13 protein-coding genes are annotated in these 14,276 nt (G+C 66.0%); 9 read left to right on the plus strand and 4 right to left on the minus strand.

The window, feature by feature from the left end; all coding sequences use genetic code 11:
• Positions 1-12: 12 nt before the first annotated feature.
• On the minus strand, positions 13-1,662 hold the full coding sequence (locus tag AC0WRY_RS11790) for a glycosyltransferase family 39 protein (protein WP_194407144.1): 1,650 nt from the start codon (positions 1,660-1,662) through the stop codon (positions 13-15).
• 310 nt (positions 1,663-1,972) lie between these two features.
• Between AC0WRY_RS11790 and AC0WRY_RS11795 the strand changes: the two genes are divergently transcribed.
• Both AC0WRY_RS11795 and AC0WRY_RS11800 read left to right on the plus strand, forming a co-directional pair.
• Entirely contained in the window at positions 1,973-2,857 is an 885-nt protein-coding gene (locus tag AC0WRY_RS11795; protein ID WP_194407145.1) for a DUF308 domain-containing protein, read from the plus strand.
• Positions 2,858-2,990: 133 nt separating this feature from the next.
• Positions 2,991-3,410, plus strand: coding sequence for a Ros/MucR family transcriptional regulator (locus tag AC0WRY_RS11800; protein WP_194407146.1), 420 nt, complete (start codon positions 2,991-2,993; stop codon positions 3,408-3,410).
• A gap of 140 nt (positions 3,411-3,550) precedes the next feature.
• Here the strand turns inward: AC0WRY_RS11800 and AC0WRY_RS11805 are convergent, their stop codons facing one another.
• Together AC0WRY_RS11805 and AC0WRY_RS11810 are read right to left on the minus strand one after the other, a co-directional pair.
• The gene (locus AC0WRY_RS11805; protein WP_194407147.1) at positions 3,551-3,979 is read right to left on the minus strand and encodes a SufE family protein; all 429 of its coding nucleotides are present in this window, start codon (positions 3,977-3,979) and stop codon (positions 3,551-3,553) included.
• Positions 3,980-4,047: 68 nt separating this feature from the next.
• The gene (locus tag AC0WRY_RS11810) at positions 4,048-4,491 is read right to left on the minus strand and encodes a DUF5330 domain-containing protein (RefSeq protein WP_194407148.1); all 444 of its coding nucleotides are present in this window, start codon (positions 4,489-4,491) and stop codon (positions 4,048-4,050) included.
• A 409-nt stretch (positions 4,492-4,900) separates the two neighbouring features.
• Here AC0WRY_RS11810 and AC0WRY_RS11815 point away from each other — a divergent pair, with 409 nt between their 5' ends.
• From AC0WRY_RS11815 to AC0WRY_RS11830, 4 genes are all read left to right on the plus strand, one after another.
• The gene (locus tag AC0WRY_RS11815) at positions 4,901-6,784 is read left to right on the plus strand and encodes a PAS domain-containing sensor histidine kinase (RefSeq protein WP_194407149.1); all 1,884 of its coding nucleotides are present in this window, start codon (positions 4,901-4,903) and stop codon (positions 6,782-6,784) included.
• Positions 6,777-7,481, plus strand: coding sequence for a peptidoglycan-binding domain-containing protein (locus AC0WRY_RS11820; protein ID WP_194407150.1), 705 nt, complete (start codon positions 6,777-6,779; stop codon positions 7,479-7,481). Before AC0WRY_RS11815 ends, AC0WRY_RS11820 begins: the two co-directional genes overlap by 8 nt.
• A 156-nt stretch (positions 7,482-7,637) precedes the next feature.
• A complete protein-coding gene (locus tag AC0WRY_RS11825) occupies positions 7,638-7,847 on the plus strand; it encodes a hypothetical protein (protein WP_211417653.1) in 210 nt (69 codons plus the stop codon).
• Positions 7,848-7,900: 53 nt separating this feature from the next.
• Positions 7,901-8,245, plus strand: a complete 345-nt coding sequence (locus AC0WRY_RS11830; protein ID WP_491123131.1) for a DUF1491 family protein — start codon at positions 7,901-7,903, stop codon at positions 8,243-8,245.
• A 174-nt stretch (positions 8,246-8,419) separates the two neighbouring features.
• Here the strand turns inward: AC0WRY_RS11830 and AC0WRY_RS11835 are convergent, their stop codons facing one another.
• Positions 8,420-9,397 carry a DUF2336 domain-containing protein gene (locus AC0WRY_RS11835; protein WP_285812010.1) on the minus strand — a complete coding sequence of 326 codons (978 nt, stop codon included), beginning with the start codon at positions 9,395-9,397 and terminating at the stop codon, positions 8,420-8,422.
• A 254-nt stretch (positions 9,398-9,651) separates the two neighbouring features.
• Here AC0WRY_RS11835 and AC0WRY_RS11840 point away from each other — a divergent pair, with 254 nt between their 5' ends.
• The 3 genes from AC0WRY_RS11840 (at position 9,652) to AC0WRY_RS11850 (ending at position 14,270) form a co-directional block, all read left to right on the plus strand.
• Complete coding sequence (locus AC0WRY_RS11840; protein WP_212067156.1) at positions 9,652-9,840, plus strand: hypothetical protein; 189 nt, start codon at positions 9,652-9,654, stop codon at positions 9,838-9,840.
• A 16-nt stretch (positions 9,841-9,856) separates the two neighbouring features.
• The gene (locus AC0WRY_RS11845; RefSeq protein WP_194408232.1) at positions 9,857-10,618 is read left to right on the plus strand and encodes a hypothetical protein; all 762 of its coding nucleotides are present in this window, start codon (positions 9,857-9,859) and stop codon (positions 10,616-10,618) included.
• A 232-nt stretch (positions 10,619-10,850) separates the two neighbouring features.
• A complete protein-coding gene (locus AC0WRY_RS11850) occupies positions 10,851-14,270 on the plus strand; it encodes a CHAT domain-containing protein (RefSeq protein ID WP_491123132.1) in 3,420 nt (1,139 codons plus the stop codon).
• Positions 14,271-14,276 lie beyond the last annotated feature (6 nt).

The raw sequence follows: 14,276 nt of genomic DNA on the forward strand, positions 1-14,276 counted from the left end.
CCACGAAGATCATTACGGCGCGGGGATCGACAGCAGGCTGGAAATGCTGCGGCCGCGGATGTCGTAGACGCGGGCGAACACCACGTCGTCGCGCTTGATCTCGACCATCACGGGCGCGGTGAGGCCCTTGCAGTAGAACTCGCCGAGCGTCATCGCGAAATCGGCCGCGTTGGAATCCCAGCCAATGGTGAAGTCGGGCCCGAGGGCGACCTGCGCCGGGCGCTGCGGACCGCACACCGCGACCTTCCATTTGCGGCCAGCCGGCGGCACTTCCTGGCGCTCGACGATCTGCTCGCGCAACTCGTCGGAGGCCTGCTTCAGCGCCAGACCCCAATAGTCCAGCATGAAGCGGTCGTCGGCGCCGCGCACGGTGCCGGCGATGTGGTTGAAATGCGTGTATTGATAGGGATGCAGCCGGATCATCTCGGCGAGCGACAGCGCGAGGCCGAAGCAGAAGGTCGCGAGCACGACCGGCTGCCAGGTGCGGTGATTGGCGCGCAGGCGCTCCATTGCCCTCGCGAATGCGACGCCGCCCAGCACCGCCATCGGCGGAATCACGAACACGAAATGGCGGATGCCGTTGTACAGCGCCGGCCGCTTCACCATCGCGATCGCGAGCGGCAGGGTCGCAGCCAGCGTCAGCATCAGCATGATGGTCTTGCGCCGCGCCGGCACGTGGCCTCGCGGCAGCATGGCGAAGGTGCTGACCACGGCGCCGGCCGTCAGCACCAGCATCACTTCGGGCAACTGGAGCGCGAACAGCGTCGGCAGATAGGACCACGGCATGTCGGGCACCGACACGATCGCGCCGTCGAACATCTCCTTCCACGGCTTCTCGAAGAAGTGCGAGAAATAGGTCAGCGCCTCGAAGGGATTGCCGGGCTCCAGGATCGACCACGGCCAGATCAGGCCCATCACGAGATAGCCGAACGCGAGGCCGGGCAGCAGCACATAGACGACATGGGCGAAGCGCCTGATAGCCTCGCGCAGACCCTCGCCGCGCAGTTCCTCCAGGAACAGCGGCACAAAGCCGAGCATGGCATAGACCAGCGCAAGCCCGCCGAGAATGCGGCAGCCGAGCGAGAGGCCGGCGCCGAGCCCGACGATCAGGATCGTGCGCGGCGACGGCTGAGGATATTCCTCGGCGAGCCGGACGAGGCCGAGCATCAGGATGATCATGGCCACCGCGAAGGGCGCGTCCTTCGGGTTCATGAACATGTGGCCGTAGAAGATCGGGCACAGCGCGAGCAGCAGGAGTGCGGCCAGGCCGGCGAGGGGGCCGCCGATGCGGCGGGCGAGGCGCCAGGTCACCGCAAGTCCGATCACGCCGACGATGGCGCCGACCAGGCGTCGTGTCTCGAACAATTCGAGCGGAATGATCTTGTGCAGGAGGGCCGCGACCATGTCGAAGCCGCCGCCATACATGTAGAGATTGGCGAAGGAGAGCGCCGCGGTGTCCTTGAAGCCGGAACCGAACATGCGCAGCAGCAGGTCGGCATATTCAGCGTGGGTGTAATCGTCCCAGCCGAGGCCGTAGTCGCGGAAGGTCAAGCCGGCAATGACGGCGACCGCAGCCAGCACCAGCATGGCAAGATCGTCGCAAGTTCGTTCGACCGAGCGCCGCTGCGGCGTGTCGATCGCCGAAGTCGTGATGGATGTCATGGCTATCGGTGCCCCGGAATCCCCTCTTGGCCCTGCTGGTGCGCGCGGGCCTCAACCCCGGACTCCCTATAGCGCAGTTCCATTACCAAGTAATTGGGCATTATGGCTAAATTCCTGATGCGACGCAGCAATTCCGGATCAGCGGCAGTCACCCAGCAGTAGCGAGCCCTAGCTGAAGGGAATGTGAATAAGTCCCTGATTTCCTTCCCATTAGGAACGCTGCTTGTATTTGGTCGTTGGCGTGGAACACCGTATGACGGTATCGTGGCGTGACGGGTCGCGTGTGGACGTGCGGCCGGGGGTGAGTTCGATGACCTTGGCATTGTTGATCGCGGGGATTTTCGCCGTCGTGGCGGGCCTCCTTTCGATCCTGTTCGGCTTCTCAGTCAGGGAGTTCAGCCTCGGCAGTCCCCTCATAATCTCGGGCACCATCGCCGTCTGCTCCGGATTGTTACTGGCCGGCCTCTACGTCGTGGTCGCGGAACTGCGGGGCATCGCGCGCCGGCTGGCCGGTGCGCCGTCCGAGGTGCGGGTCAGGCCCGTGCTGCCGGGCCTCGCTGCATCCGGGCCGGGCGCCGCTGCGCCCGAGCCGATGCCTGCATCGGCGGCAAGGAGCGAGGCAAGAAACGACTCGGCGCCGCCACCGCCGCCACCGGCTGCAGGCCCCCCGCCTTGGCAGAGCGAAGCTGCCGCGCGGGAGCGTCCGCGTGTCGAGGCTCCGCCGGAGCCTGAGGCTGCAACGCCGCTCGCGGCTCCGGAAACGCCGCGCCGACGCAATCTGTTGTTCGCATCGACCTCGCGCAAGGAGCGGGAGCGTGCCGAGGCGAAGGCCACCGACGGCGCGCCGCCGCAACTGCCTGCCGAGCCCAGTGAGGCCCTGGAGACTCCGTCTGCAAGCTTTGACGATGCCTGGCCGAAGCCGGACCGCATGCGTCCGCCGGAGCCGCCGCCTGCCTTGCGCCGCCCGCCGCCGCGTTCGCCATCGACCTTCGCGGAGGCCGCCCCGTCTGCGCCGGAGCCGGCGCCTCCACCACCTGTCGAGCAGCCGCCTGTCACCGTGCTCAAATCCGGCATCGTCGACGGCATGGCCTATTCGCTCTATTCCGACGGCTCGATCGAAGCGCAGATGCCGGAGGGCATGATGCGCTTTGCCTCGATCGACGAACTGCGCTCGCATCTCGACCAGCGCGGCTGAGCGAGATAAAGCTCCCTCCACACGTCGTCAGCTCATCCTCGCCAGTTGTCGCATTTCGGCCGAACGGCTGGTTGACACGGATAGTTCGGCGTCGTCTATCCCGTGAGGCGCAAGGTGGAGAGAGGGCGGGCCGATGTCGGACGCTGGGGCGAAAAATTTCATCGAGCTGACGGCGAGCATCGTGTCGGCCTATGTCGGCAACAACCCGACGCCGGCCGCCGATATTCCTAACCTGATCAGCCAGGTGCATGGCGCGCTGGTGCGGGTGTCGTCCGGCCGCACCGAGACCGCACCGCTCGAACCGGCGAAGCCCGCGGTCTCGCTGAAGAAGTCGATCGCGCCGGATTATCTGGTTTGCCTCGAAGACGGCAAGCGCTTCAAATCGCTGAAGCGCCATCTGCGCACGCAGTACAACATGACGCCGGAGCAATATCGCGAGAAATGGGGCCTGCCGGCCGACTATCCCATGGTCGCGCCGAACTACGCAGTGGCGCGCTCGCAGTTGGCCAAGCAGATGGGCCTCGGGCAGCAGCAGCGGAAGAAGGGGAAGTAGCGCGGGTAGCGTGACACGCCGCTGCTCGGGAGGTGTCGCAGGGCGGGCAAGGTGCGCTCTTGCGCGCCGTGGCCACGAGTTTTTTCCGATCACGCTCAGGACGTGGGCACGCTTCGCTTTGCGCCCCCTGCGAAAGCTACTTACGACGCTTCCGCGAGCGCTTCTTTCGCGTCGGTCTTGATGCGCTCGACCATCGAGCGAAGGCCGTTGGAGCGCTGCGGCGTCAGATGATCGCGAAAGCCGAACTCGTTGAACACCGCGATCGCGTCGGTATCGAGAATCTCCTGCGGCGTGCGGCCCGAATAGAGCGACAACACGATCGCAACCAGCCCGCGCACGATATGGGCGTCGCTGTCGCCGCGATACTTCAGGATCGGCGCGCCATGGCTGCGGTCGACCAGCTTCTGCAGCCAGACCTGGCTGACGCAGCCGTTCACCTTGTTCGCGGCGGAATGTTCCGCCTCCGGCATCGGTTCCAGGGTGCGGCCAAGCTCGATGACGTACCGGTAGCGGTCGTCCCACTCGTCCAGAAGCTCGAAATTGTCCCTGATTTCGTCGATTGTCGTCATGCTGGCCCGTGTTCCCGCTTCCCGCCAATATAGGGATGCGAAGCGCCGAAATCGATAGGGTTTGGGGCCTAATTCGCTGCTTGAGGGCCGCGCCATTCCAGCGCGAGATCGTCCTGGCTCAGGGTGTCGTGCGGCGCTTCGCTCGAGACGGCATCGCCTTCGCCGGCCATGGCGATCGAGCCGGTATGGTCGGGCGCCTTCTTGTCGTTCTTGTCGTTTTTCTCGTTCTTGTCGTTGGTGATCTGATCTTTCTTGTCGTTGATGATCTGGTAGATCTTCTTCGCGCCGTCCTGGGCGCGCTGGCCGATGATGGTCGCGGCCTGCCCGCCGACCTCGCAAGCCGCCGGCTGGCGCTTGCAGAACTGGGTCATGTCGGAGACGGCCGCGGTCGCAGCCTGAACCGCGTCGGCAGCGCCGATCTGCGGCAGCTTGTCCGATTCGGGCGTCTTGTCCCGCGGCAGGAGCACCAGCACCAGCCCGAGCCAGAATGTGATGCGGAGCAGAAAGCGCATCTCTATCGACCTGTATGGTAGATCCCGTCCGCGGCGAACTCCGGGGATGTCGGACCTAGCAACTCTCGATAAATCGCAAGTGATTGCCTTGAGCTTAATTCGCGGAAAATTGGCGCAAATTTCTTCGCGATCGAAGGTGTCGTAAATTTTCGATTGACGCCGCGGCCCGTGTTACTGCTGGCGGGCCTTCCACCAATTCGAAACCATGAGCGGAACGGTGAAACCCTGTGTTCACCATCCTCACTGAAGACGTCGCCAAATCGTCTAAAAAGCCCCGCGATGTCCCGGCGTCCGGCCGCGTGCCGCGCCGCCTTAGCACTCGTTTAAGGTCGCTCTGACACGGTGGGCTCAACGACAAGGAGGCGTTCCGGCGCGTCTTCTAAGACGATTGAGCCGAAGCGCGAGACCCGTGACAGTTTTGAGTATCATCCGCGATTGTCTCGATGCGCTGCTGCATCCCTCCGCGCGTTACGATGCGCTGATGCGCGCGCGGCACCGTGCCTTCATGGCGCCGCGGCTGCTGGGCAGCCTGGCCGCCTTTGCCGCATTCCCGATCTATCTCGTCCTGCGCGGCGCGCCGAGCGCGATCGAGGTCGCCGCCTTTGCATGGCTGATCGCGCCGATCATGCTGTCCTGGTTCCTGTCGCGCACCGGCCGCTATGAAGGCGCGCATGTGCTGTCGTCGCTGGCGCTCGCCGGCCTGATCATGGCGGTCGCGGGCTCAACGGGCGGCATCGAATCGTTCGGCGCGGTGTGGCTGGTCGTGGTTCCGCTCGAAGCCGCGCTGTCGGCCTCGCGCCGCGTCACCGTCTTCGCAGCATTGCTCGCACTGTCCTGTGCGGGACTGCTGACCCTTCTCAGTCAGCTCGGCTGGCTGCCGTCAGCAGACACCAGCGCCGCAGAACGCGGCGTGCTGATGGCGTGCGGTGTCGTCTCGGCGACGGTCTATGCCGCGGGCCTCGCCTTCGGTGCAGAATCGCTCGCGCGCACCAGCGTTGCACTGCTGTCCCGCGAAGAGGAGCGTTACCACCTGCTCGCCCGCAACATGAGCGACGTCGTCTCGCGGCATCAGCGCAACGGCGCCGTGCAGTTCATCTCGCCGGCGGCGGAGGCCATGCTCGGCATGCCGGTGGCGCAACTGCTCGGTCATGGCCTGTTCGACCGCGTCCATGTCGCCGATCGCCCGGCCTATCTCACCGCGCTGTCCGATGCCGCGCGCGGCGAGGTGCGCAGTGTCGAGTTCCGGCTGCGGCGTGAGCCGGATGGGACCGAGCGCGGCCAGATCGATTTTCTCTGGGTCGAGATGCGCTGCCGCCCGCTCGACCAGGATCTGGGACGTGACGCCGCGCGCGAGGCGGAAGTCGTCGCCGTGATGCGCGACGTCACCGGTCACAAGCTGTCCGAGCAGGCGCTCGAGCAGGCGCGCAGCGCCGCTGAAGCGGCCGATGCCGCCAAGACGCGCTTCCTCGCCACCATGAGCCATGAGCTGCGGACGCCGCTGAACGCCATCATCGGCTTCTCCGAGATGATCGCGCAGGAGCAGACCCTGATGCTGGGTGCGGCCCAGCGCCGGGAATATGCCCAGCTCATCAACGATTCCGGCCAGCATCTGTTGTCGGTCGTCAACGGCATCCTGGACATGTCGAAGATGGAGTCGGGCAATTTCGAGATCGCGTCCGAGCCGTTCGCGCCGCGCGCCTCGCTCTTGCATTGCTGCAATCTCCTGGCGCTGAAGGCGCGGGAGAACGGCATCGACCTCATCACCGACGCGCCGCAGGACCTGCCCGTCATGACCGGCGATCCCAGGGCCTTCAAGCAGATCGTGCTCAACCTCGTTGCCAACGCCATCAAGTTCACCGAGCGCGGCGGCCAGGTGTCCGTGTCCGCAGCGGTGACCGGCTCGCAGCTGACGCTGCGCATCAGCGATACCGGCGTCGGCATCTCGCCCGACGATCTCAAGCGCATCGGCGCGCCGTTCTTCCAGGCGGGCAAAACCTATCAGCGCCGTCACGAAGGCACCGGCCTCGGATTGTCGATCGTGAAGAGCCTCGTGGCGTTGCATCTCGGCGAATTGACGGTACAAAGCAGGTTGGGCGAGGGCACCGCCGTCACCGTCAGGCTGCCGCTCGTCTACACGCCGTCGCAAGCCAAGCCGGCCGAGAGCAAGATCGCGACGCTGACGCCGGTGCTGCGCCAGGAAATTCAAGGTCAGGAACTTCAAGGCCGGGAGATTCAAGACCAGGCTCGCGCCCCCTCTCAGGACCAATCCGCTCTGGTGAAGAAAAGTGCCTAAGAAATCTGCCAAGGACGTAGCCGCTCCGCGCCGCCGTGGTGCCAAAGCCGCAATTGTCGATATCGAGACCGAGCGCAACCTCGTGATGCGCGTGCTGCTGCACAGCCCCAAGGACACGCTGGCCGGTCTCATCGCCGTCGCCGCGATCGGCGCAATCGTTGCCAATGCGCTGTTCCTGCAGACCGGCCGGCATCCGGCGCCGATGTTCGGCACCGTGATCAATCTGCCCGCGCCGTCCTCCGTGGCGCTGTCGAATCCCTTGCCGCGGCCGCGCCCCGTCGGCGCCGACAGCTCGCCACTCGAGCCGCGCGCGACCGAATTCCGCGCTGAGCCCAAACCCGCCGAGCGCGCCGCCGAGAAGCCGCCGGAGAAACCCGTCGAAGCGACCGCATCGACGCGCGCGAACGATCCCATGACCAATCTGGTCAAGCAGACGACCTCGACGCCGCCCTCCGCGATGCGTCCGCCGGCCCCGATTCCCGTAACCCACAACCCTGCCGCACGACGTATCGCCGGCGTGCAGCGCGCGCTGTCCGAATATGGCTACGGCAATCTGAAGATCACGGGCACGATGAGCGGCGAGACCCAGTCCGCGATCCAGAAGTTCGAGCGCGAGCACAAGATGCAGGTCACCGGCCAGCTGTCCGACCGGCTGCTGCGCGAGCTCGGTGCCGCGATCGGTCATCCCGTCGAATAGCCACGCCGCTCGCTGTCATTGACGCCGATCAATTGTCGGGCATGCCGCACCGGCACATCATGGCGTGTTCGGCAGGCGCGATTTGCTTGGGATCAATGACGGCCGACAGTTACGTGGACCATGATCGCCCATCTTCAACGAGGAAGAGAGGGTGTCATGTTCAAGGTCTCGGTCCTGGTCTGGATCATGCTGGGTACGGTGCTGGCGGGCGTCAGTCTGATCGTCGTGCTGATGGTGCCGAGTTTCGCCGCCGATGCGATCAGGAACATCCCTTATGCGGTCGCCGTGGGATTTGCGCTTGCGGTGCCGCTGTCATACCTCGTTGCGCTTCAGATCCGCGGCGGGCGGGGCGTCAGCAAGGCGTGACAATCGGACGCTGAGACTGGCGGCGCGCGTCACGCTGGCCTATCGTTCGACTCATGCGTTTGAAATCCAATATATGGGTCGCGGCTTACCTGCGCCGGTGCCAGACCGAGGGCGTGTTCGGAGCAGTCCGCCGTCGCGGCGCCGAGGAGGCGGGCGCGGTGTTCGTGAAGGTGTCGCTGCTCGACGGCCAGGCGATGCTGTATGCGCCGGCCCCGCAGACCTCTTACGATGACGGCCGCCCCGTCGATCGCTTCTTCGTGCCGGTCGCGCCGCAGCCTCTGCCGGAGCACACCATCGAGGAACGTCTCGCTAAGGAAGTCCGCTTCGACCCGGACGCCTGGATCGTCGAGACCGAGGACCGCGCCGGGCGGCATTTTCTGGAGCTGGCGAAGACGTAACGGCTGCTTCGATCGTATCCCGGACAAACGGCGACGCGTCAGCGTCGCCGTGCAGAGCCGGAACCCAGTGGGCTGCACGGCGTGACGCGGTGAGATGGACCCTGGCTCTGTAGCGTACCGCTAGCGCGCTGCGCTGCGTCCGGGGCACGAGCTGAAGATGCCTCAGGGCCGGCTCTAGCGCTCCGACGACCCGTCGGTGCCGGTGCGGCGCGGCGGCATCGCGCCCGGCTGCACGCTTGGCCGCGTCTGGCTCGCGCCGGCACGGGCGCGCTGGCGTTCGCCGTCGTGCAGTGACGGCTGGTACTTCGCGCGGGTGACGGCGAGCGTCGAGCCGCGCCAGGCCGCCAGCATCACCAGCGCCGCGCGTTCGCTGATTCGGTCGTAGAGCCGCGACAACCGGTACACCTCGTTCACGGAGGTGCCGATCTCCGGCTTGAAGAACAAGAGGATGCGCTGGAAGTTCGGGCTCGGCATGTCGAGCGCGCGCGCGGCGACCGCGAGGGCCTCGCCGCCGGCATCGTCGACGATCTGGGCTGCGACGCGCGAGGGCAGGATCAGGCTGTCGCCGAGCTCCAGGGCGAAGTTCTCGACATCGCCCGCGATCGCCGCCATCTCCAGGATCTGAATCGCACGCTTGGCGCGCACGGTCGGAATGCGAGGGGCGGCCTTCAGCGGGGTCTGCGCCAGATTGTGCAGGATCAGCGCGCGCTCGGAGGGGCCGGCGCCGAAGAACATGTCGTGGATCTCGGCGGCGTCCTTCGGCTGCATCGCCATGCTGGCGGCCATGCGCAGCTCGGCGTCGGAGGGCGTGCGGACCGGAGCGGGGGCGGGGGCGGGAACGGGAATCTCGCGGGCGAGCGGAATCCTGCGGCCTTCCTGGGCTGCGACCAGCCCGAGCTTCTGCAGCACCGCCACGGGCGTCTGCGGATAGACCGCGAGCTTGGCCTTGATGGCCGCGCGCGTCGCATCGTCGACCTGGTCGATCAGCCGTGTTGCAAGCTCGGTGAACTGCCGCTGCTCGTCCTCGCTGTGGACGCGCGTCTGGACATAGAGGTCGGTCAGCACGCGCAGCAGCGTCGGCCGAACATCGACGCCTTCGCGACGGGACAGTGACATCAGCCCGTCGAATCCGGGAAACAGCGACTTGGTCATGGAGGGATACGCGACCTGGAAAACATGCTCGCCGCCAGCCTAGCGCAGGCTCCTTTAAAGGCTCGTTAAGGAAAACGAGGCGTGAAGCCGAACGCTCGACTTGTATCGATCCCGTGCCTTGAAGGGACGTCGCGGCCGGCCCGTGCGGCTACGGTCGGAACGCCGCGTTTACACCCCGTTAACCATGAACTGATCTTAATGAATTGCATGTTGCAGGGGCGCGTTCGGTCGCGCGGCAATTGAAGAGAGCTGACATGGGGACCATCATTGAATTTCCGGCCGGTCGCCGGGTGGGCTCGTCGGGGGATGTCGCTCCGCGCGCGGACATGGGAACTATCCTGATCCTTCCCGTCATCCGTATCGAGCGCGAGGCAGATGAAACCAGCGGCGATCGCGGCCCTGAGCAGGGCACAGCGCCGGGACGCCGTCGTCGCCGCCGCTGACATCCGGCTGCGTGCAATGCCGGACACCATCCGCCAGATCCGGCCCGTCATATCGGCCGTCCTGCTCGCGCTGCTCGCTGCCACGCTCGGTGCGTGCAGCGGTGGCGATTTCGGCCGTACGCGCGCCGACATGCGCAGCGACGACATGCATCGCTGGCTGGGTGCGGAGGTCACTTCCAGCGTCGGCCTGAAGCCTTCGCAATTCCAGCTCACCGACGAGGAGCGCCAGCTGCGCGACCTCGCCTATCCCATGATCGAGCCGCCATTGTCGCGCCCCGCCTGGAAGAGCGTGTTCGGCGACTACAAGGCGATGCCCTCGCCCTGGCGGCAGAAGGTCGTGTTCGACCGCACCATGTACGGGCGCACGCTGATCGACGAACCGCACCGCTCGCACTCCTCGCGCTATGCGCAGCTGATCGAGGACGTGCGCAACGACATCACCCGCTTCGAGCCGTTCTTCGGCAGCGCCATCCGCGTCATCGATCTCGACAGGAAGCGCGATGCCAGCATGGCGCGCGTCTCAGCGCTCTCGCCGAAGGAGAAGGACGACGCGGTCGCGCGCATGCAGGAGAACTCGCTGATCGTGCAGTGGGTGCAGCAATGCCTGGAGCAGCGCGTCTCGTCCTACCGCTGGGCGCTGGAGCGCCTGGTGATCCAGGCGCCCGACGGCATGGCCGCCGACGCCGACCGCCTGATCGGCGAGCTCGCCGCCCAGACCGCCAACCCGCCGGTCCAGGCGCAACCGCCGTACGGCCGCGCGGTCATCTCGAAGGGCTGAGGGCGCGGCCCTGTCGGCACTCGCGCCAGGCGATCCTGCCCGCCGCGGCCAATCAGCGCGCTCAGCCCGAGGCCGCGCGTCAGTTCGAAATCCCGAGGACCTGTGCCGTCCCTGGGCCGCCCAACTCTGTTGAGGCCTCAGGGAACCGGATTCATGGCTCTTGTCCTTCCGGACCGGCCGGATAGGATTGTCCCGTTTCTTCAAAGTCATTTTACCCCGAAGGTCTTTCGCGATGAGCTTAGACGCCCTGCGTCCGTTCAAGAGCCGTCCGGACGTTACCCCGCGCCATCACCTGCTCGCGCTTGCCATTTTCCTCGGGTCGACCGGCTCCGCGGCCGCGTTGACCAAGGAGGCAGCGATCGAGAATTGCCGGATGAGCGTCGGCAAACCGATCGTGCAGGCCTGCATGCGCGCTGGCGGCGGACCCGCCGGGGGCGCCAATCTCGAAGCCTGCCGCGCCAAGGCCTCGCCTCAGGTCAAGGCTTGCGTGATGGCGGCGCTGAATGCTGCCAATGGTCGTGCCAATATCGCGGTCGAGCTTCCCAAGGAAACGGCGCCCAAGCTCGAGGCGGGTGCCGCGCTCCCGAAGGATTTCGTTGCGCCGCCGCGCAGCATTGCCGACATCACCGCGGTCCTCGACGGCGACAAGCCCGACGAGAAGATGATCGCGGAATTGAAATCGGACGCCGACGCCGCGCCCAGCGGTAAGGAATCCCGCCAGGATCTCGCTCAGCTCTATTTCGATCGCGCCAACGCACGCGCTCAGCTCGGTCGGCTGGCCGAAGCGATCTCCGATTCCGACAAGGCCGTAGAGGTGGGGCGCGGCGCGGTCGGTCCGCAATTGCTAGGACGGATTCTTCAACTCCAGTCGCTGCAATATGCTCTCGCCGGCGATCCGAAGCGCTCGCTCGAGATCATGCAGAGGCTTCTGCGCGAATCGGCCAGCATGCCGGGCGCCAAGGGATTGCAGTTCAACACCAACCGCGCCGTCGCGTCCGTCCTCATCCAGATGGGCGATGTCGCCCAGGCCGAAGCCTATGTCCGCCGCAGCCAGATTGCGATCCAGGAGGCCCGCACCAGCGGTCATCCCAATTGGCGGTCGGCTTACGCGAAGTTCGGCCAGAGCTGGGAAGGCGAGTTGGAGCTCTCGCGCGCCCTGATCTTCGAGGCGCGCGGGCAGTTTGCCGACGCCGAGGCCGCATATCGCAAGGCCGAGCTGCGCAAGCGCGCAAGTACGAAGGCAGTCATGGAATCCGACAATCCGCCGGCGGAGACCATCCTGCTGCAGGCGATCGACGGCATGGTGCTGAATCAAGCCCGCATGAAGGCCAGGCAGGGCAGGCTCGCCGAGGCTGAGGTGGATGCGCGCCGCGCGCTGCTCTCGCGCCTGAAGGATACCGGCAAGTACAATTCCGTCACGCCGCGCTTCGTGATGGGGCTGGCGGGCATTCTGGTCGACCAGGGTCGTTACGAGGAGGCCGAGAAGCTCGGCCGTGTCGCCCTCGAGATCAACAAGAAGGTCGGCGTGCCGGAGGAGTCGCAGGCGACGGTGCAGTTGCTGTCGCAGCTTGCAGGCATCCTGACGCTGCGCCGCCAGACCGCCGAGGCGGGCGAGATGTTTGCCAGGATCGACAAGGCCGTCGCCGGCTGGGATTCGCAACGCCGTCAGGTGTTCGAACTCAATCCGTCTCGTATCCTGTCGCTCTATGGTTCCGGACAGTTGGACGCAGGCATTGCCGCCGCCGAGCAGCTCGTGAAGAAGCAGATCGCCCGGGTCGGCGAGAACCATTTCGATGCCGCTTCGGCGCGCGGCACGTTGGCCGTCGGATTGATGCGCGCTCGGCGCGACTCCGATGCGATCAGGGAGTTCAAGGCGGCCATTCCGGTCATGATGGCGAGCGCCAATGAGAACGCCGATGACGAGAACACCACGGTGGTGGCCGCGCGCAGCCAGCGGCTGCAAACCATCGTCGAAAGTTACTTGATGCTGCTCGCCAGGGCCGAAGGGACCGGCAAGGACGTCGGGGAGGAGACGTTCGGCCTCGCCGACGGTGTCCGCGGCCGTTCGGTCCAGCAGGCGCTGGCGGCTTCGAGTGCGCGCGCGGCGGCAAAGGATCCCGCGCTCGCCGAACTCGTGCGCAAGGAGCAGGATTTGACCAAGCAGGTCAACGCCCAGCTCGGTACGCTCAACAACGTGCTTGCGCTCCCCGCGGCGGAACGGGACGACAAGGGCGTTGCGCAAATCCAGGCCTCGATCGCGGCACTGCGCGGACAGCGCGACAAGGCACGCCAGGAGATCAAGCAGAAATTCCCGATCTACGCCGATCTCGTCTCACCCCGGCCGCCGAGTGTCGCGGAGATCCGCGCCACGCTGGCCGACAACGAGGCCATGCTGTCGTTCTATTTCGGCCAGAACGGCAGCTTCGTCTGGGCCGTGCCGAAGTCGGGGCCTGTCGCGTTCGCCGCCGTCCAGGCGAAGATCGGCGATATCGAAAGCAAGATCCGCAAGCTGCGCGAAGCGCTCGAACCGCAGGCCGCGATGATCTCGGACATCCCGCCGTTCGACCTCAAGCTCGGCTATGAACTCTACGAGCTGTTGCTCAAGCCCGTTGAGAGCGGATGGAAGCCGGCCAGGAACCTGATCGTCGTGACCAATGGCGCGCTCGGCCTGTTGCCACTGTCATTGTTGCCGACGGCGCCGGCGGAGGTCGCCGCCGACGAGGATCCGCTGTTCATCGGTTACCGCAACGTGGCGTGGCTGGCGCGAACCCATGCCGTGTCGACGGTCCCATCCGCGGCGGCGTTGCGCACGCTGCGGCAACTGCCGCCGGGCAAGCCGGGACGCGGCGACCTCGTCGCCTTCGGCGATCCCTACTTCAACAGGGATCAGCAGGCTGAGGCGGACGGCGCCGGGGAGAAGGTTCAGGTCGCCGACGCGGGCGGCAATGTCACGCGCGGCGGCCCGCTCAAGCGCCGCAACAGTCCGAAGCTCGATGGCGTCGACAGCGCCGAGCTTGGTTTGCTGCCGCGGCTACCCGACACCGCGGACGAGCTGAAATCGATCGCGCTGGCGCTGCAGGCCGATCCCTCGAAAGTCCTGTTCCTAGGCAAGGACGCCACCGAGAATGCGGTAAAGACCATGAATCTGTCCGGCTTCAGGATCCTGGCCTTTGCCACCCACGGCCTCGTCCCGGGCGAGCTGAACGGGCTCACGCAGCCAGCACTCGCCTTGTCCTCTCCGGCGGTGACGGGAGAGGGCGGCGACGGCCTCCTGACCATGGAGGAGATATTGGGTCTCAAGCTCGATGCTGACTGGGTGATCCTGTCGGCCTGCAACACCGGTGCGGGCGCTGGCGCAGGGGCTGAGGCGGCGTCCGGGCTTGGGCGCGCATTCTTCTACGCTGGAACGCGTGCGCTCCTAGTGACGAACTGGTCGGTGCATTCGCAGTCGGCGCGGCAATTGGTGACGGACTTGTTCAAACGGCAGGCCGACGATCCCAAGCTGTCGCGCAGCGAAGCGCTGCGTCAGGCGGCGATGGCTCTCGTCGATGGTCCGGGCTATCTCAACAGCGAAGGAAAAACCGAGTTTGCCTATGCGCATCCGCTGTTCTGGGCGCCGTACACGATCATCGGCGATGGCGGCGTGCGCTGACAAAAA

The organism is Bradyrhizobium sp. T-12 (assembly GCF_058314695.1).

Coding starts and splice junctions, on each gene's coding strand:
- AC0WRY_RS11825 (WP_211417653.1), top strand. CDS start 7,638: ATGTTCAAGGTCTCGGTCCTGGTCTGGATCATGCTGGGTACGGTGCTG.
- AC0WRY_RS11840 (WP_212067156.1), top strand. CDS start 9,652: ATGGGGACCATCATTGAATTTCCGGCCGGTCGCCGGGTGGGCTCGTCG.
- AC0WRY_RS11805 (WP_194407147.1), bottom strand. CDS start 3,979: ATGACGACAATCGACGAAATCAGGGACAATTTCGAGCTTCTGGACGAG.
- AC0WRY_RS11845 (WP_194408232.1), top strand. CDS start 9,857: ATGCCGGACACCATCCGCCAGATCCGGCCCGTCATATCGGCCGTCCTG.
- AC0WRY_RS11795 (WP_194407145.1), top strand. CDS start 1,973: ATGACCTTGGCATTGTTGATCGCGGGGATTTTCGCCGTCGTGGCGGGC.
- AC0WRY_RS11810 (WP_194407148.1), bottom strand. CDS start 4,491: ATGCGCTTTCTGCTCCGCATCACATTCTGGCTCGGGCTGGTGCTGGTG.
- AC0WRY_RS11835 (WP_285812010.1), bottom strand. CDS start 9,397: ATGACCAAGTCGCTGTTTCCCGGATTCGACGGGCTGATGTCACTGTCC.
- AC0WRY_RS11830 (WP_491123131.1), top strand. CDS start 7,901: ATGCGTTTGAAATCCAATATATGGGTCGCGGCTTACCTGCGCCGGTGC.
- AC0WRY_RS11850 (WP_491123132.1), top strand. CDS start 10,851: ATGAGCTTAGACGCCCTGCGTCCGTTCAAGAGCCGTCCGGACGTTACC.
- AC0WRY_RS11790 (WP_194407144.1), bottom strand. CDS start 1,662: ATGACATCCATCACGACTTCGGCGATCGACACGCCGCAGCGGCGCTCG.
- AC0WRY_RS11800 (WP_194407146.1), top strand. CDS start 2,991: ATGTCGGACGCTGGGGCGAAAAATTTCATCGAGCTGACGGCGAGCATC.